At 67.4% G+C, this 22,106-nt stretch carries 24 protein-coding genes and 2 pseudogenes; 12 read left to right on the top strand and 14 right to left on the bottom strand.

The genetic code is table 11. The features are described 5' to 3' along the window. Positions 1-37: 37 nt before the first annotated feature. The gene (locus tag M2283_RS45090) at positions 38-340 is read left to right on the top strand and encodes a DUF1778 domain-containing protein (RefSeq protein ID WP_280882411.1); all 303 of its coding nucleotides are present in this window, start codon (positions 38-40) and stop codon (positions 338-340) included. Next, positions 337-726 (top strand): fic family toxin-antitoxin system, toxin component, encoded by a 390-nt coding sequence (locus M2283_RS45085; RefSeq protein WP_280882410.1) that lies wholly within the window; start codon positions 337-339, stop codon positions 724-726. The genes M2283_RS45090 and M2283_RS45085 overlap by 4 nt, the downstream gene beginning before the upstream one ends. Before the next feature lie 279 nt (positions 727-1,005). On the opposite strand, the gene M2283_RS45080 is transcribed toward M2283_RS45085, so the two are convergent. After that, entirely contained in the window at positions 1,006-2,418 is a 1,413-nt protein-coding gene (locus M2283_RS45080; RefSeq protein WP_280882409.1) for a DUF6236 family protein, read from the bottom strand. Between the two features lie 143 nt (positions 2,419-2,561). Beyond that, a complete protein-coding gene (locus M2283_RS45075) occupies positions 2,562-3,755 on the bottom strand; it encodes an RNA-guided endonuclease InsQ/TnpB family protein (RefSeq protein WP_280882408.1) in 1,194 nt (397 codons plus the stop codon). Positions 3,756-4,150: 395 nt separating this feature from the next. Here M2283_RS45075 and M2283_RS45070 point away from each other — a divergent pair, with 395 nt between their 5' ends. Continuing rightward, a complete protein-coding gene (locus tag M2283_RS45070) occupies positions 4,151-4,735 on the top strand; it encodes a hypothetical protein (RefSeq protein ID WP_280882407.1) in 585 nt (194 codons plus the stop codon). 66 nt (positions 4,736-4,801) lie between these two features. On the opposite strand, the gene M2283_RS45065 is transcribed toward M2283_RS45070, so the two are convergent. From M2283_RS45065 to M2283_RS45055, 3 genes are read right to left on the bottom strand one after another with little or no spacing between them, the layout of a single operon-like run. Next, the gene (locus M2283_RS45065) at positions 4,802-6,022 is read right to left on the bottom strand and encodes an ABC transporter permease (RefSeq protein WP_280882406.1); all 1,221 of its coding nucleotides are present in this window, start codon (positions 6,020-6,022) and stop codon (positions 4,802-4,804) included. Then, positions 6,019-6,711 (bottom strand): ABC transporter ATP-binding protein, encoded by a 693-nt coding sequence (locus tag M2283_RS45060; RefSeq protein WP_280882404.1) that lies wholly within the window; start codon positions 6,709-6,711, stop codon positions 6,019-6,021. Before M2283_RS45060 ends, M2283_RS45065 begins: the two co-directional genes overlap by 4 nt. Continuing rightward, positions 6,708-7,736 carry a hypothetical protein gene (locus M2283_RS45055; RefSeq protein WP_280882402.1) on the bottom strand — a complete coding sequence of 343 codons (1,029 nt, stop codon included), beginning with the start codon at positions 7,734-7,736 and terminating at the stop codon, positions 6,708-6,710. Before M2283_RS45055 ends, M2283_RS45060 begins: the two co-directional genes overlap by 4 nt. On the opposite strand from M2283_RS45055, the gene M2283_RS45050 reads away from it, so the two are divergent. Next, on the top strand, positions 7,729-7,899 hold the full coding sequence (locus M2283_RS45050; RefSeq protein ID WP_280882401.1) for a hypothetical protein: 171 nt from the start codon (positions 7,729-7,731) through the stop codon (positions 7,897-7,899). The two genes, M2283_RS45055 and M2283_RS45050, sit on opposite strands and share 8 nt — an antisense overlap. A 6-nt stretch (positions 7,900-7,905) precedes the next feature. Here M2283_RS45050 and M2283_RS45045 read toward each other — a convergent pair whose 3' ends face one another. After that, the gene (locus M2283_RS45045) at positions 7,906-8,700 is read right to left on the bottom strand and encodes a hypothetical protein (protein WP_280882400.1); all 795 of its coding nucleotides are present in this window, start codon (positions 8,698-8,700) and stop codon (positions 7,906-7,908) included. Positions 8,701-8,780: 80 nt separating this feature from the next. Here M2283_RS45045 and M2283_RS45040 point away from each other — a divergent pair, with 80 nt between their 5' ends. After that, positions 8,781-9,530, top strand: a complete 750-nt coding sequence (locus tag M2283_RS45040; protein WP_280882399.1) for a response regulator transcription factor — start codon at positions 8,781-8,783, stop codon at positions 9,528-9,530. Beyond that, positions 9,520-11,316: a sensor histidine kinase gene (locus tag M2283_RS45035; protein WP_280882398.1), complete on the top strand. Its 1,797-nt coding sequence runs from the start codon at positions 9,520-9,522 to the stop codon at positions 11,314-11,316. The genes M2283_RS45040 and M2283_RS45035 overlap by 11 nt, the downstream gene beginning before the upstream one ends. A 10-nt stretch (positions 11,317-11,326) precedes the next feature. On the opposite strand, the gene M2283_RS45030 is transcribed toward M2283_RS45035, so the two are convergent. Further along, positions 11,327-11,668, bottom strand: a complete 342-nt coding sequence (locus M2283_RS45030; protein WP_280882397.1) for a hypothetical protein — start codon at positions 11,666-11,668, stop codon at positions 11,327-11,329. Between the two features lie 138 nt (positions 11,669-11,806). Here M2283_RS45030 and M2283_RS45025 point away from each other — a divergent pair, with 138 nt between their 5' ends. Both M2283_RS45025 and M2283_RS45020 read left to right on the top strand, forming a co-directional pair. Next, positions 11,807-12,016: a hypothetical protein gene (locus M2283_RS45025; RefSeq protein WP_432423223.1), complete on the top strand. Its 210-nt coding sequence runs from the start codon at positions 11,807-11,809 to the stop codon at positions 12,014-12,016. Between the two features lie 43 nt (positions 12,017-12,059). Then, positions 12,060-12,155 (top strand): annotated as a pseudogene (locus tag M2283_RS45020) (alcohol dehydrogenase catalytic domain-containing protein); the annotation flags it as partial. Between the two features lie 245 nt (positions 12,156-12,400). On the opposite strand, the gene M2283_RS45015 reads toward M2283_RS45020, so the two are convergent. Together M2283_RS45015 and M2283_RS45010 are read right to left on the bottom strand one after the other, a co-directional pair. Then, positions 12,401-13,336: a hypothetical protein gene (locus M2283_RS45015; RefSeq protein WP_280882396.1), complete on the bottom strand. Its 936-nt coding sequence runs from the start codon at positions 13,334-13,336 to the stop codon at positions 12,401-12,403. A gap of 346 nt (positions 13,337-13,682) precedes the next feature. Then, positions 13,683-14,327, bottom strand: a complete 645-nt coding sequence (locus M2283_RS45010) for a class I SAM-dependent methyltransferase (RefSeq protein ID WP_280882395.1) — start codon at positions 14,325-14,327, stop codon at positions 13,683-13,685. Positions 14,328-14,605: 278 nt separating this feature from the next. Between M2283_RS45010 and M2283_RS45005 the strand changes: the two genes are divergently transcribed. Then, complete coding sequence (locus M2283_RS45005) at positions 14,606-15,727, top strand: IS630 family transposase (RefSeq protein WP_348538979.1); 1,122 nt, start codon at positions 14,606-14,608, stop codon at positions 15,725-15,727. A 28-nt stretch (positions 15,728-15,755) separates the two neighbouring features. On the opposite strand, the gene M2283_RS45000 is transcribed toward M2283_RS45005, so the two are convergent. Continuing rightward, the gene (locus tag M2283_RS45000) at positions 15,756-16,397 is read right to left on the bottom strand and encodes a hypothetical protein (protein WP_280882393.1); all 642 of its coding nucleotides are present in this window, start codon (positions 16,395-16,397) and stop codon (positions 15,756-15,758) included. A 128-nt stretch (positions 16,398-16,525) separates the two neighbouring features. Here M2283_RS45000 and M2283_RS44995 point away from each other — a divergent pair, with 128 nt between their 5' ends. The 3 genes from M2283_RS44995 to M2283_RS44985 all read left to right on the top strand — a co-directional run bounded on the left by M2283_RS44995 (position 16,526) and on the right by M2283_RS44985 (position 18,646). Beyond that, entirely contained in the window at positions 16,526-16,855 is a 330-nt protein-coding gene (locus M2283_RS44995; protein ID WP_280882392.1) for a histone-like nucleoid-structuring protein Lsr2, read from the top strand. 135 nt (positions 16,856-16,990) lie between these two features. Continuing rightward, positions 16,991-17,965 carry a helix-turn-helix domain-containing protein gene (locus M2283_RS44990; RefSeq protein ID WP_280882391.1) on the top strand — a complete coding sequence of 325 codons (975 nt, stop codon included), beginning with the start codon at positions 16,991-16,993 and terminating at the stop codon, positions 17,963-17,965. Positions 17,966-18,124: 159 nt separating this feature from the next. After that, positions 18,125-18,646 (top strand): hypothetical protein, encoded by a 522-nt coding sequence (locus M2283_RS44985; protein ID WP_280882390.1) that lies wholly within the window; start codon positions 18,125-18,127, stop codon positions 18,644-18,646. Positions 18,647-18,884: 238 nt separating this feature from the next. Here the strand turns inward: M2283_RS44985 and M2283_RS44980 are convergent. The 4 genes and pseudogenes from M2283_RS44980 to M2283_RS44965 form a co-directional block, all read right to left on the bottom strand. Continuing rightward, a pseudogene (locus M2283_RS44980) lies at positions 18,885-19,628 on the bottom strand (IS701 family transposase); the annotation flags it as partial. Positions 19,629-19,798: 170 nt separating this feature from the next. After that, positions 19,799-20,257, bottom strand: a complete 459-nt coding sequence (locus M2283_RS44975; protein WP_280882389.1) for a transposase — start codon at positions 20,255-20,257, stop codon at positions 19,799-19,801. A 259-nt stretch (positions 20,258-20,516) separates the two neighbouring features. Continuing rightward, positions 20,517-20,948 (bottom strand): hypothetical protein, encoded by a 432-nt coding sequence (locus M2283_RS44970; RefSeq protein WP_280882388.1) that lies wholly within the window; start codon positions 20,946-20,948, stop codon positions 20,517-20,519. A 25-nt stretch (positions 20,949-20,973) separates the two neighbouring features. After that, positions 20,974-21,579 (bottom strand): hypothetical protein, encoded by a 606-nt coding sequence (locus M2283_RS44965; protein ID WP_280882387.1) that lies wholly within the window; start codon positions 21,577-21,579, stop codon positions 20,974-20,976. Positions 21,580-22,106: the final 527 nt, after the last annotated feature.

Below are 22,106 nucleotides of genomic sequence, written 5' to 3'. Positions count from 1 at the left end.
GCGACACGCGCGTGGTACCACTGGTACCGTGGATACCATGCCGGACACCAAAACAGCGATGAATCTACGCTTCCCCGACCCCGGGCAGCGGGCCGCGATCGCGGCAGCGGCCAAGCAGGCAGGAGTCAGCATGCAGGAGTTCATCCTCTCTGCCGCCTACGACCGTGCGACCGCCGTGGAGAGGCAGTTCCTGGACGGCTTCCAGGCGTCCATGGCCCGCAGCAGCGCGGCTTTCGCGGCCGAGCCCAGCAGTGTGGATCCCAGCGCCGAGCAGCGGGCGGCGGAGCAGGAAGCGCGCCGCGACCTTGAGCAGCACCAACAGCGAGGCCACGCCGCGTGACGCAGCCGGAACCGCCGCTCCGCCCGCTCGACGTCACGTTCCTGCTGCGCGCCGCCGAGTTGCTCGATGGTGATCCGCAGGTCGACGACCTCGGACCGCTGTACGCCGCGGTCGCCCGGGTCAACGCCCGGTCAATGGAACGCGACATCTACGGATCTCTGTATCTCAAGGCCGGCGCGCTGCTGCAGACCCTGGCGAAACTGCCGTGCCTGGAGCACTCCAACGAAGCCTTCGCCTGGCATGCGACCGAGGCCTATCTGATCCTGCACGCGCGCGAACTTGACTACCCGCCCAAGGCGGCCGTCGCGCTCGTGCGGGACGCCGCCTCCGGCGTGCTCGGCGTCGCCCGACTCGCCCGCCAGCTGCGCGACTGGACCGTCACCTGATCCAGAGGTGCAGTACCGACGGGGAATGGCCGCACCACCGGGGGCACGGGGCGGCGGTGGCGCTGCGCATCGCCGTACGGAACTTCCCGCACCGCCGAGCCTGCTGGGTCCCCTTCGCCGCGCCACACGCACCATCCAGCGCCACAAAGCTGTATCGGTGGGTCGCCGCTGCCGTCGGCCGCACGATGCCGCGGGACAGCAGCGAAGCACAGGCGCTATGGCAGACGGAAGTGCTAAGCGTGTATCGGACCTGCCGCTACGAGTAGCAGCGGGAGCGGACTAGATGTTGATGCCGAGACCGCGGGCGCCTGCGATCGTCCATCGGTTGACAAAGGAGGACGGGTCGGCCACCTTCTCGGCCTGCAGCAGGTAGGTGACGGGCGAGTCGGACCGGATGCGGTCGCGTTCTTTGGCCGTGACGTGGTGGAGCCCGACCAGGCCGAAGCCGATCGATGTGGCGGTGACGGCCGGCCAGTGCGCTGCCGCGCCGCCGATGGCTCCCAAGGCGGGCAGTTGCGTCTGCAGGTTCATCAACCCGAGTCCCGTGCCGAGCTTGAGCCCTTTGATCGCGGCCTTGAGGTCGTTGAGTGGCTGCTCGAAGTGCGTCCGACGGATATGCGCCACGTGGAGGGCGACGATCTGCGGATCCTGTTCTTCCAGGAGGGAGCTGGTCAGCTCGGCGGCGGCCGCGTCGAGGGCGTCGACGAAGCGGTCGAACTCGGCTCGGTAGTTGGTGCGCAGCTTGATGATGTCGTCGACGGGTACGTCCGCGATTCCCTCGGGCAGCGGGAGCTGTGCGGTCAGCATGCCGACCACAGATACTGGGTTTGGGTCGTGCGGATGGTGATCGAAGAGTTCAGCGAAGATCCGTGCCTCATCCCAGTCCTGCGCCTGGTGCTGGGAGACGGGGTTGTCGGTGATCGGCGTCAGCCCGTGTTGCCGGGCCAACTCTTCCGTCAGCGCCAACTTGTAGGCCCAGGCGAGCTTCGGGTCTACCGACATCCAGTCGTACTCCTCGTCGCCGGACAGGAGGGTGGGGCGGCGGGTGTTCAGGCCCAACTGGGAATCGAGCAGCACCTGGCGCAGGGCAGGAGCAAACTCATCCCAGTGCACTTCGACCAGGGACGTTCGCTCGTCACGCGGCCGCCAGATCTCCCCCGGGAGACTGTAGCGGTTCACCGATCGCCACTCCGGATCGCTCGGGTCGCTTTCGTCGATGTCCTCGGGGGACACGCCAAAGTAGCGGTGCAGCTCGGCGTGGTGCTCGCGGACGACGTTGATGAAGTGTGGGGCGACCGCTTCGGCTGCAGGACCTGGAGGCAGCTGCTGGATGAAGTCGAGCCCGTCCGCGAGAGCACGGACGGTGTCGGAGTCGTGGACCGGATACTCGGCCGCGGCGACGCGCGCCAGCGCCGGCCAGTACAGCGCGGTGGCCTTGACCCACGCGGCGTCCCGGATGTGAACGTACGGAAAATAAAGGCCGATACGCGGTGCCACCGCTCCCCCTTGGGCGTCTGCTGCGGGATCTCCGGCACCGACCGTACTCAGGATGTCTTTCCCGGACACGGCGATCCCACATCTCGGAGTCAGCCGGCATAGCAAGGTCGCCTGCCAACATGAGCCGGCATCTCGCGGCACAGCCGCGCGGTCGCCTGGATGCCCTGTTACGGCCTTCTCCGGTCCCTGTTCCACGGCTAGGACTTGTCCGGTCGATCATGGTCTCGGCTGCCCCGGGATGTGAGTGGCTCGGCCCCAGCGGTCGGTCTGCTGACCACGGCGGGGCGGGTCTTACGATCAGTCCTTGACTTCCTCCCCCTCCTGAAGGAGGGGGATTCCTACGGCTCGCGCTGTAGGGGTTCCTGCTTCGACGCCGGCTGCCCGCCAGGAGTGCTCCCGTGAGGTCTTACACCGGCTCCACAGGCCGAGACGGCCAGCCCGGCCGCCTTGATGGTGCGGGCCGCGTTGATGTCGCGGTCATGCACGACACCACAGGTGTCGCACGTCCACACGCGGACATTCAGCGCCATCTTCGCCGCGACCGTGCCGCAGTTCCCGCACAGCTTGCTGCTGGGGAAGAAGCGGTCGACCACGACGAGTTCACGCCCATACCAAGCGCACTTGTACTCCAGCATCGACCTCAGATGCCTCCACGACACATCCGAGATCGCCCGCGCCAACGTGTGGTTGTTCAGCAGGTTGCGGACGGTGAGGTCCTCGATCACGACCGTTTGATTCTCACGGACGAGCCGGGTCGACAGCTTGTGCAGGTGGTCGCGGCGCCGGTCAGCGATCCGCGCATACACGCGGGCAACCCGCTCGCGGGCCTTCTCCCGGTTCGCCGAGCCCTTCGCCTTCCGCGACAGCTCACGCTGCGCCCCGGCCAGACGAGCACGGTCACGGCGCTCGTGCCGGGGGTTGGCGACCTTCTCGCCGGTGGACAGCGTCACCAGGGAGGTGATCCCGGCGTCGATGCCAACCGCGTTCTTCGTGGCCGGAGCCGGGGTGATGCAGTCCTCGCACAGCAGCGACACGAACCAGCGTCCCGCACTGTCACGGGAGACGGTCGCCGTGGTCGGCTCCTGGCCCTGGGGCAGTGGACGCGACCAGCGGATGTCCAGCGCACCGGCCATCCTGGCCAGCGTCAGGCGGCCCTCGCGCCATGTGAAGGCCGAGCGGGTGTACTCGGCCGACGCACGGGATTTCTTGCGGGACTTGAAGCGCGGGTACTGCGCGCGCTGGGCGAAGAAGTTCCCGAACGCCGTCTGCAGATGGCGCAGCGCCTGCTGGAGCGGGACCGAGGACACCTCGGTCAGGAAGGCGAGCTCCCCGGTCTTCTTCCACTGCTTGAGTGCGGCGGAGGACTGCACGTAGGACAGACGGCGCTGCTCTGTGTACCAGGCCCGTGTGCGTTCTTCCAGCGCCTTGTTGTAGACCAGGCGGACGCAGCCGAACGTGCGCGACAGCTCCGCCGCCTGCTCGCCTGTGGGGTAAAAGCGGTACTTGAACGCCCGCTTGACCTGCCGCGCCATACCTCACGTTCTATCAGCTCCCGTGTGATCGACAGGTTTCGGCCGGTGGACGACGCACGCCGGCCCGCCCGGGCGGCGAACCGGCTTTCCCTGCCCTGCTTCGCAGGAGCTTCGTTTCCTCCCCCGGCTGAAGCCGGGGGTATCCACAAAGGAGAGCCCCGATGATGAAGGCGATGCCCAAGAGCACAGCCGCCGCGAAAGCCAACATCAGTTTTGTCCCATCGGTCGTGGGCGGCCCATGCCCGATCGCGGTGGCTACGCCGTTGCCGGGCGCCTTGCCTGTCGGCAACCGACTATTCGTACGGAGGCCCGGGGCCGGCTGCCCGGCCGGTTGCAGACAGGCCCTTGTCAGGAACCTGACAGGATCCTCATATCGTTCGGCCACAGTGGCCGCCATGACGAACCCCTCTCATCGCAGCTGGCCGGTTCCCGGCCGCTCCGCGCGGGCAGCCTTATTCACCGCCATCGGCGCAACGGGCCTTGTCGTCCTCACCGCGTGTGGTGGCGGCGGCTCGGGCAGCGGGAGTGACAGAAGCAGTGCCGGCGACAGCGATGTCGCCTCGATCGCGAGCCCGGGCAAGGCAGTTGGGACACCGACGCGGACAACGGACCCCGACGCCGGCCGCCCCGTTATCCGGCTGGACAGCTCCGCCGAGGAGAACGACCGGATGTGGGACAGCTGGCACGCCTGCCTGAAGGCGAAGGGCGGGCCGCTGAAGGGGGCACCGACCACCCCGGCCGAGAAGGCCGGTGCCAAGGCTTGTGCGTCGAAGGAGCCGATAACGCCGCCGGAGCTGGACCCGGCCAAGAATCCGGACTACTCCGACGACCTGCGGGTCTTGGTGAAGTGCCTGAACGCCCACGGCGTCAGGGCCACCATGGTCGGCGACTCCGATTACTCCTTCGACCCGAGCCAGCCGAATCCTCCGCACTTCGAGGAGATCGAAACCGCCTGCCAGGTGAAAGCCTTCCAGAAGTAGGCGCATACGCAAGGGCGTTGGGCCGTCCAACGGCCCAACGCCCTTCGTCCATGTCGTCCATGTCGTTCATGCTGACGCGAGGGCCTCGGTGGGGGTGAGGCGGGCGGCCCTGATGGACGGGTAGACACCGGCGATCATGCCGACGAGTACGGCGCCGCCGAATCCTTCGGCCACCGAGGTGAGCGGGACGACCGGCGGCCAGTGCTGGTAGGTGGCGTAGCCGACGGTGGCCAGGACGCCGAGGACCGTACCGGCCACGCCGCCGAGCGCGGACAGTACGACGGACTCGGTGAGGAACTGGCCGCGGATCTGGCCCCGGTTGGCGCCCAGCGCGCGGCGCAGGCCGATCTCACGGCGGCGTTCGAGGACCGAGATAACCATGGTGTTGGCCACTCCGATACCGCCGACCAGCAGCGCGACTCCGGCGAGTCCCAGGAAGAGGGCGGAGAAGGTGGTCTGGGTGGCGCGCTTCGCGGCCAGCGCGTCGGACGGGCGGCTGATCTGGACCATGCCGGGCAGTTGCGGGTAGACCGTGGCGGGCAACACGCCCCGGACCGCCTCCATGGCGGATTCCCTGGCCTTGATGTAGATCACCGTGGGGTGTCCGTCGAACTTCAACTGGGCGCGGGCGGCGTCCCATCCGACGAGTACCGAGCGGTCGATGTCGGGGGAGAGCGGGGTCCGGGCGAGGATGCCGATGACCGTGAACCAGCGGTCGTTGATGTAGATCTGCGGGGCGGGTCCCCGGTCGTTCAGCTTCGCGAGGCCGAGCCGGGTGGCGGCGACCGAACCGAGCACCGCGGTGGGGAATCTCTCGGTGGCGGCGTTGAGGAAGCGGCCCGACCGCACCTCGGCGTTGATGGCCGGGAGCAGGTTGACCTTGCTGGCCAGGATGGTGAGTCCGGCGTAGTCGCTGGGGTCGACGCGGTCCGAACGGTGCACGGTGGCATGGGTGTTGGCGACGGCACTGGCCATGGTGACCGGACCGATACGGCGGACCATGTCCACCGATTCCGGCGGGAGCAGCACCGGTGAGTTCGGATTGGGGACCGGCTGCGCCTGGAGCATGTTGGTGCCCATCGCCGAGAGCTCGTTCAGCAGCGCCTTCTGGCTGGAGGCCGGGATCCCGGTGACGACGATCATGGTGGCGATGCCGATCGAGATGCCAAGGGCCGACAGCGCGGCCCGCATCTTCCGGGTACGGATGCCGAGCAGACCCAGCCCCAGAAGATCCAGCGGGGCCAGCCGTACCGGCCTGCTGTTCGCCTCGGTGACGGTGGTGTTCATGACCCCTCATCCGTGTCGGCGACGAGGCGCCCGTCGAGGATCTCCACCCGGCGGGGCAGCCGCTCGGCGATGTCCCGGTCGTGGGTGATGATCGCGATGGTGGTGCCCTCGTCGTTCAGCTCGGTCAGCAGTTCAAGGACGGCCCGTCCGTTGGCGGTGTCCAGCGCGCCGGTGGGCTCGTCGGCGAGCACCAGCGCGGGGTTGTTGACCAGAGCCCGGGCGATGGCGACGCGCTGGCGTTCACCGCCGGAGAGCTGGTGCGAGAGGTGTCCGGCCCGGTGGCCCAGGCCGACCCGGGCCAGCGCCTCCAGCGCCAGCGGACGGCGCCGGCCGCGCGGCACACCCGCGTAGAGCAGACCGGTGGCGACGTTCTCGGCTGCGGTCAGCCCCTCGGTGAGATGGAACTGCTGGAAGACGAAGCCGAGCCAGCGGCCACGCAGCGCGGACAACCGCCGGTCGGAGAGCGAGGAAACGTCCCGGCCGCCGATCTCCACGGTGCCGCTCGTCGGCCGGTCCAGGGTGCCCATGATGTTCAGCAGAGTGGACTTGCCGGACCCGGAAGGTCCGACGATGGCCAGCAGTTCACCGGTCCCGATGGCCAGCGAGACATCGTCCAGCGCGTTGACCCCGCCGGGATACGCCATGCTCGCGTTGCGGACGGTGAGTACCGGACGTGTGCGGTCGGTCATGAGGCCGTTGCCACCTTGGTGCCCGCGGTGATGCCGGTGCCGCTCACTTCCACCAGTCCCTTGGCGAACATCCCCGTCTCGACGGCCAGCAGACGGCCGCCGGGGAGCTGGAGCGCGTAACCGCCGCCGCTCAGCGCGAGCAGCGCGCCGACCGGCACGGCCAGCACGCCCTTCTTGGTCTGCCCGGTGAACTGCACTTGTACGGGTGCGGAGTTGAGGCGGCGCAGCGCCGCCGTGCTGTCCAGCGAGACGGTCACCACCAGCTGCGGTGTGCCGCCGGAGTCACCGCCTGCCTGGTCGGAGGCCTGGGCATCCGTGCTGATGGCCGAGACGGTGCCATGGGCCTCGGAGTTGTCGGGCAGCGTCACGGTCGCCTTGTCGCCCTGCTGGATCGAGTCGACGTCGGTCGCGTCCAGCGGCACCGACACCGACTTGGCGGTACCGGTGACCGACATCAGCGTTCCGGTGGCCGGGTCGCCGGGCTGCGCCTGTACGGCACCGACCCGTACCTCGCCCGGCAGCACCGCCACGTCGCCGGCGCCGAGGACCCCGGTGGAGGGCATACCGACCTGGGTCTGCCACCGCCCGACCGCCGCGATCAGGGAGGCGGTGAGCACCCCCTCGCCGGGCTTGACCCGGACGTAGGACGGCGACGGGGACGGCGAGGCGCTTGCGGCGCCGGTCGGCTCCGGCCGCTGCGCGACCCAACTGCCCGACGCCGGCTGGGCACCGATGTCGTAGCCGAGCGCCCTGAGGTTGTCCGCGACCACCTTGACGTCCCTGCCCATGAGACCCCTGGTGTCCAGGGGGCGGAACAACGGTGTGGTCCCGTAGAACACCGGCACCGGACGATCGTCCACCCGGTACAGGGACCTGCCCCTGGACACCTTGGCCCCCACCGCCGGCAGCTGGGTGACCAGACCGTCCTTGCCACCCTTCACCGATACGGTCCTGCCGTAGCCCAGGGTTCCGTTCAGCGAAAGGGTGCTGGACAGGTCGGTCCTGACCACCGCGACGGTGCTCATCCGGGGCGCACCGCTCGCCGCGGCGCCCGACGGCTTCCCACCACTCCTCACCCCGGCCACGCTGACCCCCACCACGCCTGCCGTGAGCAGTGCGGCCACCGCGATGACGACCCGTTTCCGCGCTTTCCCCGGCGCCGCGCTGCCGGGCGGCTCGTCGGCCTGAGCGTGCTCACTTCTTCGCACTGAATGCCTCCAGCCGGCAACTGCTCTCGATTTCATCCGAATTGGCCGGCTGGTAGTTGGAGGCGTAGTTCCAGCCCGCGTTGTCGGGCAGCCCGACAACCTTGAGCCCCTTGGAGTTCATGCACCTGATCCATTCGCGGAAGTCATCCGCGTAATGCGGGTTCTTCTTCGGGTCCGTCTCCACAGGCTGAAGCGGTTGCTTCAAGGCGCAGACCTTCGCCGATGCGGGAAAGTCCGAAGCGCTCACGCCCGGGAAGATCCATTCGGCGCCCGCCGAGCCTTTGGTGTACGTCTTCACTCCGTGGTCCTGAAGGCAGGACACCCAGGCGTTGTTGAGCTTCCGGTGTTCCTCCTCGCTGCCGTCCAGGCGCAGTTGGGGGCGGCCGGAGTCGGGGGCGGCGCTCGGCCCGGCCGATCCGGCGCTCGCGGCCGGGCCGGAGATCGAGGCCACGTCGGTGTCACCGGTCTTGCCCGCACCGGAGGATCCGCCACCGCACGCGGTGAGCGCGGAAATCGCCACCACCCCGAGGGCGGCCAACGCGACGGATCGGGACCTGGTGCTGTGGCCGCATTGGTTCGCCGGGTTGCGCAGCCTTCGGCCCGGCTGTGTCCTCAATCGCCGGACGGGCTGATTGCAGCCCGTCCGGCGATTGAGGACAAGGCACAGGGGCCGTCCGGCGGCGATTGAGGACGAACCGGCTACCGGACGGACCCGGGACACGTCTGTGGCCACAGCACCAAGGCCTGGCCGGTCATGGATGTTCGGCACGGCGGCCACCATGGCCGAGCGATATGAGGATCTTGTCAGGCTGCCATCAATAACCTGTCTGAATCGCAGCGCCCCGCCCTATGGTCGGCAGCATGTGCGCACATGTCCTGGTGGCCGAGGACGACATCAGACAGGCCACGGTGATCCGGCGCTATCTGGAACGCGAGGGCCACACCGCCCTTGTGGTGCACGACGGACGTGCCGCGATCGACGAGGCCCGCCGCCGACCGCCCGATCTGCTCGTCCTCGACGTGATGATGCCGGTGGTCGACGGCCTGGACGTCTGCCGCATTCTGCGGGGGGAGTCGTCCGGCCTCCCGGTGCTGATGCTGACCGCCCGCGCCACCGAGGAGGACCTGCTGCTCGGCCTCGACCTCGGCGCCGACGACTACATGACCAAGCCCTACAGCCCCCGTGAGCTGATGGCCCGTATCCGCACCCTGCTGAGGCGCAGCCGGCGTACCGGCGGCGCCGCCGTCCCGGACGACCGCCGGCCGACCGACCCGGTCCTGCGGGCCGGCGCCCTCTCGGTGGATCCGGTCCGGCACACCGTCCACCTCGGCGGGCGGCAGGTGGAATGCACCCCCGGGGAGTTCGAGGTCCTGGCGGTCATGGCCGCCGAGCCCGAACGGGTCTTCACCCGGCGGCAGTTGCTGACCCGGACCCGCGGGTCCGACCGCTTCATCACCGAGCGCTCCATCGACGTGCACATCCTGAACCTGCGCAAGAAGCTCGAAGCCGACCCGAAGCAGCCGGTCCTCCTGCTGACCGTCTTCGGGGTCGGCTACAAGATGGCTGACGGCCCCGGGTTCCACCCGGAAGCGGACCCCCGTGCGTACTGAGCCCGCACAGTCCGAGACCCCCGAGGCCAGGGTGCCGCTGCGCAGGAGTCTGCTGGTCAGGCTGCTGGCTTCCTCGCTTCTCGTCGCCCTCTGCGCGATCACCGCCACCGCTTGGCTTGCGGTACGGACCACCACCAGCGCGATCCGCCAGGAACAGGGGCAGGTCCTCTCCGACGACACGGACATCTACAAGACGCTCACCGACTACGCCGCCGTCCACCCGAGTTGGGACGGAGTCACACGGACGATCAGCCAGCTCGCCGACCGGACCAACCGGCGTATCACCCTCACCGCCCAGGACCACGGCCGCCGGACGATCGCGGACTCCGCGCCCGGCACATCGCCGCTGCCCGACCAGGCATTCGCGGTCATCGACCCCCTCCAGGTCGATCCCACACTGTTCCCCGACGCCGGCGCCGACCGTATCGACCCGCGTGCTCTCGGCCCGTTCCGGCTTTCGGTCGAGCAACGCCAGGATCTCCTCAGCGCGGCGAAGACACTCAGGGACTGTATGATCAAATCCGGCTTCCCTGCCACGGTCTCCGTTTCGCTCAGCGGTCACCCCAGCATCGACACCGATGACGGCACCAAGGCAGCCGTGGGCCTGGTCAATTGCAAATCCACGCTCCAACTCGCACTCGTGACACCAGGCGAATCGAAAGCTATCCACAGCCTCAACAAGCTCATCAAGACCTGCCTGGCGCATCAGGGCCTGCCTGCCGTGGTACTCGACCTCACGCTGTCCCCTAAACCGGCCACCGTCGACACCCGAGCCGCGCGGGACTGCGTCAACTCCAGCCGCCGCGAACAGCTCACCGCTTATGTGGCCCCTGCGGCGCAGCTGTTCGTCAGTGAACCGGCCGGATCGGCGGTTCCGGGCTTCGACCTGTCGCAGGCCAACACCATCCGCATCATCGGGGTCGTCGCCCTCGTCCTCGTGCTCACCATGACCGTGACCGTGGTGATAGGCGTCCGCCTGGTCAGACCGCTGCGCGCGCTCACCAGCGCCGTACGGAACCCGGGCCGCCCGCAGCTCCGCGTCCCGGTGACCACCGGCGACGAGATCGGCCGCCTCACCGCCGCCTTCAACGACCTCTCCGAGCACCGGGAACGCACCGAAGCGCAGCGCAAGGCCATGGTCAGCGACATCGCCCACGAACTGCGGACACCGCTCAGCACCATCCGCAGCTGGCTGGAAGCCACCCAGGACGGTGTGCTCACCCCGGACGACGACGTGACCTCGGTGCTGCTGGAGGAGACCCTGCTGCTCCAGCACATCATCGACGACCTCCGGGACCTGGCGGCGGCCGAGGCCGGCACGCTCCAGCTGCACCGTGAGCTCCTGGACGCGGGCGACCTCCTGCACCACGTCGCCACCGCCCACGGCGGCCAGGCCCAGAGCGCCCGCATCACCCTGGACGTCCGCACCGACGGTGACACCGAGCTGTACGCGGACCCCATGCGGCTGCGCCAGGCCGTCGGCAACCTGGTGTCCAACGCCGTACGCCACACTCCCCCCGGCGGCAGTGTCACCGTGCGGTCCCGCCGGACCGGGAACACCGTCCTGATCCAGGTCAGCGACACCGGTTCCGGCATCGGCCCGGAGGACCTGCCGCATGTCTTCGACCGGTTCTGGCGCGCCGAGAAGTCCCGCAACCGGCACACCGGCGGCAGCGGCCTCGGCCTCTCCATCGCCCGCCGGTTCACCGAGGCCCACGGCGGCAGCCTCAGCGTCACCAGCTCCCCCGGAACCGAGACGGTCTTCACTCTCCAACTGCCCGGCTGACCACGGCGGTTCAGGGCGTCAGTACGGTGCGTACGCCCGGTACCTCGGGCTCGGTCCACGCGGTCCCGACGTCGGCCAGGGGCATCGTCCTGGCGGTGACCGCGATGCCGCCGCCGTCGATCTCCTCGATGAGGGACGGCAGTTCGGCCAGATACGCCCTGGTGGACACGGCGCCCTGGCCGTTGCCCTGCAACCGGAAGTTCGCCGAACGCAGTGCCACGGAGGGCAGTTCGATGGTCGGGCCGGCCATGGAGCCGATCTGGATCCAGTTCAGCGCGCGGCTGCGGTCGGCGCGGGCCCGCAGCAGCGCCATGATCGCGTCACCGGCGGGCCTGCCCCAGAGGTAGTCCACGACCGGGTCGACCTCGGCGGCCGTCTCGGCCAGCGCCGCCGCGGTGGCCTCGGCGTCGTCGGTGAGCGCGACGGTCGCGTCGGCGCCGATCCCCGCAGGGTCGCCAGCCGGGCCCGGTCACGGCCCGCGCCGAGCCGCTTGGCGACTTGGATTGGTCATCTGCCCTGCGTTCCCGGCGACACGGTCCACACACCGCCGGGCGAGGAGCACTGGCACGGTGCGGCCCCCGATCACTTCATGACCCACCTCGCGATGTCGGAGGGCACGGGCGACGGCAGCCCCGAGACCGAGTGGCTCGAAAAGGTCTCGGACGAGGAGTACAACGCAGCGCGCAGCAGCACCCGCTGAGCCACGGACCCGCTACCGCTCGATGCCCGCCACCGAGGAGGGCCGCCGGATGGACCACGAGTTCCTCGGCGTGGTCGAGGAGGTCGGTTCGGAGGTGGCCGGGCTGACGTCCGGTGACCTGGTGGTAGCGCCCTTCGCCCCCAGCAAGGCGGAGAGGACGGCTTACGCCGTGCTGCTGCATGGACCGGCCGCGCGCTCAGGCGGCGCCGACGTGAGTCAGTGGCTGCTGCTGCGCGACCGCACAGCGAAGCGCCTGCAACCGACGCACCAGCAGCAGCCACACTTCAGGAACACGTCAGTCACCCAAGACGCCTCTGCATGCGATGCACTGGCCGAATGAAGCCTGTGATCCGGCCGTCGTCGGACCGCCCAACGAGCCGAACGCTACGTCGCCCATCGTCTCCGAGGTAGAGCCGGGTGATCGTCACAGCGCTGGCGACCTCGGGGTGTCTGCGCAGGCGGCCTTGGTGCGCCGCCGGGAGGACGGGCGAGCATGGGCAGGGCCACCCGCCCGAGCGCGACGGACAGCATGGTCTTGCCGACCCGGGGGGGGTGAGCGCGGCGCAGCCGGTACTGCTTGGCCAGCACCCCAGCGGCCCGGAGCTGGGCTCCAGAGCCGAGGGCGGTGGCACGGCCGTCGTCGTGGAGTCGGGCCGCGCCCGCGCCGAGGAGGGTGTTCAGTCCCCAGTCCACGCCGAGCGCGACCGTGTGCCCGGTGCGCTGAGTCTTGGGGACGGGGTGGGTGTAGGCGAGGTCGGCGCGTACGTGGCCGCGCGCGATGCGCAGCGTCGGCAGGTGGATCACTGCGCATCCCGCAACCGTGGGCGGCAGCGCGATTGGGCACTGAACCCACGTCCAGTCCGCGTACTTCTGCGGGTCGGGCCGGGTGGGGAGTTGCAGCCGCAGGAGGGCTTTCGTCGGCTCACTCGCCAAGCGCTCGATGGTGGCCTGCTGCCCGTCGCACGCGGCGAGCAGCAACATGCGTGGCACACGCGGGGTGGGCTCCAACTCGAAGAGGCCGGCTGCCACACGCCCGTGCTCACGCTCGAAGGCAGTGATCTGGCGGGTGCGGGAACGGATGATGCTGGACGGCAGGTACTCACCGCCCAGTATCGCGGCCCGCACCTGCTCCCACTCCTTGGGGGTGCGCTTGTTCGGGTCGGCAGGCCATGCGGCCAGCACACCGTCCACCACGCCGGCCCGCCACTTCACCGAGCGCAAAGCGCGCCCGGCCTGCTCCTGGGCCATGCGGACGATCCGGTCGTTGACCTTCACGCCCTCGTCGGGTGCGGTGGTCCAGCCCAGGCGCCGCAGCGCCATCCACGCATTCGACGGCAGCTTCCTACCGCCCGCATCCTGCCCGGCTGCGTCTCTTCCAGCACCACGGCCCTCCCTCGGCTCCCGGGCGGCTGCCACCTGTGGGAGCCAAAGGGCTGGTGGAGGAATCTCATCCGCGTGCTCGAAGCGACACTGAAGGCGCCCGGTGACTGGCTCCCCGCGCCCGGCTCAGTTACGACCTCGAAGGTCACAGACGAAACGGCGTCAACAGGCAGCAACCACACCCATTTTCCGCCCGGAACGGGCGTCGCCGCAGGGGATCCGATGGGCTCAGTTGATGTGGTCCGACTTCGCTGTGCCGTCGGCCGCAATCGGACCGCTGGCGTGGCTAGGACTGACGGCGCGCGAAGAGGACCGCACCTGGAACGCTCTCGTCGGGGTCGATCAGCATTTGGGCCTCGACGGTGAACCCGGCATCGCGTAGCCAGGCCGCCACTTGGTCAGGCTGGCGGCGGTGAACGTGGACGTTCATCGGGTGGCCGCCGTAGCCCTGCGTCTTCAGCCTCGACCCGTCGCCGACGTGAAAGCCGAGCAGCAGTGGTCCGCCGGGACGCAACACCCGCCGGAAGTGGCCGAAGACCGTGGGCACTGCTTCGTCGGGGACGTGAATCAACGACCAAAATGCGAGCAGGCCGACGACTGAAGCATCGGCGAGGTCGAGGTCGGTCATCGAGCCCGCCTCGAACCGCAGGCGGGGGTGGCCGCGCCGAGCCACGTCGATCATCACGGATGAAAGATCGATGCCGAAAGCGTCCACATCCAGCTCGTGCAGGTGAGCGGTGACGTGTCCAGGTCCGCAGCCCACATCCGCCACCGGCCCACCGCCAGCGGCGTGCACCAAGTCGGCGAATAGCGCCAGAGCCGCCCGAAGATACGGCGCCCCGGCCAGAGCCTCGCGTAGTTGGTCGGCATAGCTAGCCGCGACTGTGTCGTAGGAGGTCCGGGTGTCTGCCAACCAGCGGTCCGCGTTCATGGCTCGACAGAGTAGTGCAGTGATCTGGAGGACGAACCAGATCAACTGAGATCAACGACCCATCAGACCAGGCCACTTGAGACGGAGACCAGATCCTTCGAGACGGGACAACAGTGCGCACTCGCGACTCACAGCCTCGTGGCTGTCCTGTGTCATCGAACCCTGAGCTTGTGCCACCGAAGGTTGATCGGCTAGTGCTCTGACCACATTGGTTCGCCGGGTTGGTGGTCGGGGCGGTTGGATGTTGCGTGACGTCCGATCCGAGTGCTGGGGGTGCGGTGGCTGAGCCTGTCCGCGTGCGCAGGTTGACCGACCAGGAGGGGCAGAAGCTGCAGCAGATCGTGCGCCGGGGCAGCACCAGTTCGGTCCGCTTCCGACGCGCGATGATGCTGCTGGCGTCGGCCGGCGGGAACCGGGTCCCGGTGATCGCCCAGCTGGTGCAGGCCGACGAGGACACCGTCCGGGATGTGATCCACCGGTTCAACGAGATCGGCCTGGCCTGTCTGGACCCTCGGTGGGCGGGAGGCCGTCCCCGCCTGCTCAGTCCTGACGACGAGGACTTCGTCGTCCAGGCGGCCACCACCCGCCCGACCAAGCTCGGCCAGCCCTTCACTCGCTGGTCCATCCGCAAACTGCTGGCCCACCTGCGGAAAGTCCATGGGCGGGTCATCCGCATCGGCCGCGAGGCGTTACGCCGTCTGCTCGCCCGCCGCGGCATCACCTTCCAGCGCACCAAGACCTGGAAAGAGTCCCCGGACCCCGACCGCGAGGCAAAGCTGGACCGGATCGAGGAGGTCCTGGACCGCTTCCCGGACCGGGTCTTCGCGTTCGACGAGTTCGGCCCGCTCGGCATCCGCCCCACCGGCGGTGCGGGCTGGGCCCCCGCCAGTCACCCCGAGCGGCACCCGGCGACCTACCACCGCACGCATGGCGTCAGGTACTTCCACGGCTGCTATTCGGTCGGTGACGACACGCTCTGGGGCGTCAACCGCCGCAAGAAGAGCGCCGCGAACACGCTGGCCGCGCTCAGATCGGTCCGGGCCGCCCGACCGGACGGCGCCCCCATCTACGTCATCCTGGACAACCTGTCCGCCCACAAGGGCGAGACGATCCGCCGCTGGGCGAAGAAGAACCGCGTCGAGCTGTGCTTCACGCCGACATACGCGTCCTGGGCCAACCCGATCGAGGCGCACTTCGGGCCGCTGCGGCAGTTCACCATCGCCAACTCCAACCACCGCAACCACACCGTGCAGACCCGGGCCCTGCACGCCTATCTGCGCTGGCGCAACGCGAATGCCCGTCACCCCGACGTGCTGGCAGCCCAGCGCCGCGAGCGCGCTCGCATCCGCAGCGAGAAGGGCATCCGTTGGGGTGGACGTCCCCTCGCCGATGCCGCTTGACGGCTCGGCGACCTTGCCCGGCCGGGTCCTAGCAGTAGCCGTCCACCCTGACGCCGGCTGGAGCGAGGTTGGGCCAGGGATGTCCTGCTCTGTCGGAGGCAGCGGACCGTAGGAGGTCAAGAATCGTGCACCCCGGGTAGCCCCGAAAACTCGCGTAGGTGCCCCGGTAGTAGCAGCTCCAGTAGCTCACGACCCGCCGTTGAGTGCGCGCGAAGAAGGCCGGGTTGTCCACGATGAACTGCCCGTAAGCGAGGTGGCCGCAGGTGCCGGGCGTGGCGAGATCACGGAGCTCATCGCAGATGACGACCAGGATCTCCAAGACGTACTCGCCAACCAGCTGCACGACGAAGGGGACGACCCATGGGTCCGTGGAACCAACGACCTTCTCCAGGTGGCGCTGCCTGACCATGCCGTCGCAGTGCCTTGAGTACAGGCAGTGCAGAAGCTGTTGTTGGCGCGACGAAAGCGACGCCACCCTGGCAGTTGGCGGCTCGTCGTTGTAGAGGCGCCCGGGGATCAAAACCTGCTGGCCCTCGACAGCGACCGAGAACGAGGCATGCGGCTGGAGCCGAGAATCAGGCATCACCGCCAGGACTGCCTCGGCATCGCTTGCAAGCTCGGCTGGGAACGCCGTGATCAACGGATTGCTGCTGTCGGAAAGCGGCTGCACGAGCCGAGCATAGGCGGATGCCTCGGTCAGGTAGCTGGCATTAATGGCCCCACACCCACCCAACCCGGCGAAGGTACGCGGTCAGAGCACTAGACTCGTGCCACTACGACAGAAGAGAGAATGTGTCCATGGTTCAGCGCACCGTAACCATCTTCACCGACGACTTGACGGGCTCCGAGGGTGAAGACATCGCCGCACACACGTTCAGTCTCGACGGTGTCAGCTACGAAATTGACCTCAACTCCGACGGCCACCAGCAGCTACTGGACGCTCTGGCTCCCTTCCTCGAAGTAGGCCGCAAATCTGGCAGCAGCTCTCGTCGGCGTGGTAACAGCAAGCAAGCTGGCGGGCCGGATCCCATCAAGGTTCGCGAGTGGGCCAAGGCTCAAGGCATCGAGGTCAACGCCCGTGGTCGTGTGCCTCGCGAAGTCATCGAGAAGTACAAGGCCGCCCACTGACCACAGGTTGCTGATCTGACGAGGGCCACAGAGCCGGCGATAGAGAGTCCTCAGAGGGGTACGGCGACGGCGGCTGGTTGCGTTCGGCTTGTTCGGGCGATGCCGGTCCGCTCCCGCCGCGACAACACTGGGCTCATGGACGTGGTCAGCACCGCCGAGGTCCCGGCGGGAGAGCGGTTCGCTTTCTGGCGCGAGGTGAGCACGAAGCTCTGGGTACCGTACGACTTACGCTGCGACCCGCAGGTGGAAAACGGATTTAGGGCTCACGTCGGTATCAGCGATTTCGGCGCGATGCAGGCGACGCTGTTGACCACGATGCCGCACTCGGTCCACCGCTCGCCCAAGCTCATTCGCCAGGCCGATCCCGAAGTGCTCAAGGTGGGCTGCATCGTGCGCGGTGGTGCCACGGTGACGCAAGACGGCCAGCGCGCGGATCTGGGGGTCGGCGACCTGATGCTGTTCGACACCTCGCGTCCCTTCCTGGGCAGGCACGCGCCGAATATCCCGACGAGCCAGCTGCTGCTTCTGCGCTTCCCGCGCGCACTGCTGCAGTTGCCCGACCGGGACCTGCGGCGTCTGAACGGGGTTCGCATCCCCGGCGCGCAGGGCATCGGTGCGCTCTCGTCACAGTTCCTGCTGCAGCTCGCCCGGCACATGCACGAACTCAGCGCGTCCGATACCGCCCGGCTGTCCACCCTCACCCTCGACGTGCTCACCACGGCACTCGCCGACGCACTGGACACCCCGAGCACGGTGGCACCCCACACCAGGCAGCGCGCACTCATGGCCCAGATCCATGCCTTCATCCAACACCACCTGGACGATGCGCACCTGACCCCGGACACGATCGCCGCAGCCCACCACATCTCCCTCCGCTACCTGCACAAACTGTTCCAGCAGGAAGGCCACACCGTCGCCGGCTGGATCCGCGAACGCCGCCTGGAACAGTGCCGACGCGACCTCGCCGACCCCCGGTTGGCCGCCCGCTCGATCCATGCGATCGCGGCCCGGTGGGGGTTTGCCAGCCCCGCGTATTTCAGCCAGGCTTTCCGCAGCGCCTATGGCTTATCTCCACGCCAGTTCCGCCAGCGCAGTCACACAGTGCACTGAGACTAAAGAACTGTGCGTTCTCGTGTAAGGACAAGGGCAGCTACGACGCGCACTCTCCCAAGGAGCGACACGCCCCGGCAGGGGGCGATCGGGGCCAAAAGGCGCCCGGCGAATGTCGGCACATGACCGGTTGGGCGAGTCAATAGAGGAGCGATAGAGATGACTGTTCTCACGGGGAGACACCGTCTTGCGCGAAAGGGGGTGCTGGCGCTAGTCGCTGCGATGCTTCTGCTCGCTGCGATGACGTTGATGGCCCAGCCGTCAACAGCCGCAGGGGCAGAAGCGGCGCCGTCGCCTGCGAGTGACGTCGGGGTCGCCGCCTGGACACCCACGGTGTCTCCGCTCTTCACCGCCAGCTCACAGCCCGCAGAATACGTTTTCAGAAATCAGACCGACGCCCAGCGGAGCTACTATCTGAACAACTGTCCGCTCAGATATCTATGCATCTCAGTTGGACAGGGCGACGGCCTGCACACCGTTTTCCAGCTCTACTATTGCGACGGACGGACGCTGGGTAACTTCATTGACGCTGGCGGTGCTACCAACCACCAGACCGGCGGGGTGCGCGCGTTTTTCGTGAGCAATGACGGAAATACGAAGGGATGGATCCCCGCCGACAACCACCCATACAAGTTCAATCCGTACCCGTACGACATTCTTTGGCCGTGCGATCACGTCTGACCCTTCAGTTGGAGATCAGCAGGCCCGCTGTAGTTCGGCGTCCGGCCGATGAGGCAGAGGGTGTCCCGTCGGCCGGGTAGCGGCGGGTCTGCGCCGATGACAGGCCCGGGCGACGGCCTGGTGGAGGCGTCCCCACAGAGACCAGGCCAGCCCGCGTCGGATCCGTTCCTCGCGCGGGGGCAGGGGCCACACCAGGGCGAGCAGGCGTTGGATCTCGAACGCGGTGAACCGCACGGGATCAACGAGGCTGGTGGGACCCGTCGGGGCCCCCTGTGTGCACATCTGTCCCCACAGCACGTGGGATGCCGAACCGGCTGGCCGCCAGTGGACCGTCCTCCGGGGCAGCCCGGGCGTCGCTGACGGCCAGGAACGCCGCCGCCAGCTGGGCGAGCGTGATGTGGCGGTACCAGCCGTGGAAGGACCGCACCTCATAGTCCGCCAGCCCGCAGGCCGATTTCGCCAGCTTGATCGCTTCCTCCACCCGCCAGCGTGCGCCGGGCACCAAGACGATCTCCTCGACATCGGTGTCCACCGGGCCCCGGCCCAGGTAGTAGTCCCGGGCCTCGGGCTCGTCCTCGCGGCGGCGCGCGATGATCCACCGCGGCCATGCCCCTGGTCCGGCCTCCGGGTCGGGAATCTGGCGGACCCACCACTGCCAGGTACGACTATCGAGCTGGCTCGGCCCTGCGGGCAGACTCACCCATTCGCCCTCGGCCGCACAGCGGGCCACCAGACGGGCGATGTGACGCCAACCGGGCCTGGGCAGCACTGTGGTGTTGGCCTGCACGTTGACCACGTACGGCAGCCGGTGTTCCTCCAGGAAGCCATGGAAGGCACCCTCGCGTCCATAGACCTCGTCGGCGGCCACCCACACTCGTCCCTTCGGCAGGTCAGGCAGGATCCGGGAAATCATTGCCTCGGCCTGGCGGGGCCTGGTGGCGAAGCCGACCGTGTCGGGGACGTACGCCGCGCGGCAGCGGGGCCGATCAGCGGTCTACTCCTTGGGCAGGTACAGCTCACGGTCGATCAAGGCCTGTCCGGCGCCGGTGGCCCAGGCGGCCATCACCCCGATCTGGCAGGGGAACACCCCGCCCTGGGGCCGTAGAAGAACAACCCGTCGACAGAAAACGCGCTGACCTGCGAGGTCAAGTCTCAAAACCCGCAAGTTATTTGTCTGCACGCCCCCTGGGCGCCCGAATATTGGCGGGCCACCCCTGCCGAGGTCTTGCCGCGTTTGGCGAAGCCGGTCTCGTCGACCACCAGCACCCCGCACCCCCCGGGGCCGGCGCCCTCTCCGTCGTCGGCCAGACCCTCGACGACATAGCGGCGAGTGAAGTCGCGCAGCCCGTCCACGTCCCACACTGAGCGGTCCAACAGGTGCCGCTGCCCCCACGGGGTGCTCTCGCCGCCGTGCTCGGACAGCTGCCAGCCGTTCTTGCGGGAGACGGGAGCGAGCAGTCCGCGCAGGCACAGGGCCGCCCGGCGTTCCAGCTCGACCCGAGGGAAGACCTTCCCCGCCCGCATGATCAGCTCTTCGAGCTGGTCGCTCCACTCCTCTGCCCGTTCCCGGTCGGTCACGCTCTCCGGGACGTCCAATAACTTCACCTGCATGTCCAGGGATTACCCGGGCCAGGAGATCAACGAACTACAGCGGGCCTGCTGATCTCCAACTGAAGGGTCTGTTCACCCCAAACAACAGACCCGCTTACGACACAGCGATCCGACCATCTCGAAAATTTGCACAGACCCCACGGGGGGGGATCAGTCGATCACGGAAATCTTCGATACCCACACCGCGCGGAAAGAGTACGACAAATGAGATCATAACTTTCCGCAATCGACAGATCACTTCGAAGTCACACCAGTCCGCCTACGAGGAATCGCGCGCTTCAATCTCCGAGAGACCCAGTGGATCAAATAGGGGAACCAGCCTCTCCAGGTACCAGCCCATGTCGCAAAATCGAGATGAGCCTGGGAGGTATCTCGGATTGATGCCAATCACACAGGAAAGAGATGTACGGCCTGGATGAAATAGAAAGTCACCCCCATGGTCCGTCTCCGGGAAAAGCAGCGTGATTCCGACGACCCGATCATTCCACCGCGCATCCGCCATCCTAGTGATGACTTCATCTAGCCCGCCATTCTTCGACCTCTGCCAGTCGAACATACCGTCTTCGTCGATCAAATAGGCCACTCCATCTGCATCCGATGATCTCATGCCCGCCGCCAGCAGGGTGCGCAGCGTTACAGAAACATCGATCGGCCTCTTGAATGCGAAGTCGATATCTACAGATCGAGTCACGCCTTCACTTCCTCAATTACAAAATTCACCTTGACATCACTTCCCACGGAATTCCTTTCTTGTCCAGCCAGTTGCTAATTTTCTCAGGAATGGGATTCTCGGATATTACCCTGTAGTCGATTCCCCGCTCATTCGCTATCCCAAATTTCTGACCCTCGGTTGAGTAGAATTTACTCAACCTTGTAGGATTCTTGAGGGTGTTTTCGAAGAATTCTCCCGACTTCGCTTCGTGCCATGTACCCTTTCCGGTCACGGGATCTATATACGCGCCATCAAACTGGCGCCCCTTCTCGGAGAATACTCCGCCGCCACCAAGTTTCTCCTCCAGGTAGACCTCGTATCCCCTACCGTACCTTTCCGCTGCCCGTCCAGCACTCTCCCCAGATCCGGCTTTGGGACTACCACCCAGAAGCCCACCGCCGCCCGCAAAGGTTCCGGTGAGTGGAGCCTTTTCTTCACAGTGGGATCCATCAGGCCTGCACAATGTGTAAGTGTCTGGTTCTTTTGTAAGCTGATTTAGAATGCCGCCGAGCGCCCAGGCGAATGCCCTTACGAGTTTCGTTTCATCAAATATGTCGTCGACATTCGCGTACGGCACACCACCATAGGTGAGGGAATCCTGGATGGGCAATGTGGGGATGGACAGGTCGCTACCAATGCTGGTGACCCTTGCGGTGCCGCCGTATCCAGATGCTGTTCCGCCGCCTGTCGGGTGGCCGTTCTTGGACTTGCTTCCGTCGCCATGGGTGACAACGCCGTCGAACTGTGCCGCCTCTGCATCGGGGAAACTCCTGCAGGCGCCGGGGCTCGCATCCGCGCCCTGCCCCAGACAGCCCGCTCATCTCCTCAGCCAGCGGCGATCAGGCGTTCCTGGAGAGTGAGATTCTTTCAGCGCCACTCCAGAGTGAGGACGGCTGCTGCGACCTGCGCTGCTCCGCGGGAGGCGGTGAGCCCTGCATATGGTTCTCCCACCCGGGCGTGCTGGGTGTGGTTCAAAGAGCTCCTTGTCGTGGCTTCCATTGATTGGCTACTCGGTGCATCACGACGACTCGGCTGCCAATATGCACCAGCAACCGCAGCGGCCCGCCGGATGAACCGGCGGACCACCAAGAAGAATCCGAGCTGAGTCGGACATCAACATCGACTTCGAAGCCACCG

It is taken from the genome of Streptomyces pseudovenezuelae (assembly GCF_029892565.1).
GTDB lineage: Bacteria > Actinomycetota > Actinomycetes > Streptomycetales > Streptomycetaceae > Streptomyces > Streptomyces pseudovenezuelae_A.
This window is presented reverse-complemented; position numbering and strand designations above follow the sequence as displayed.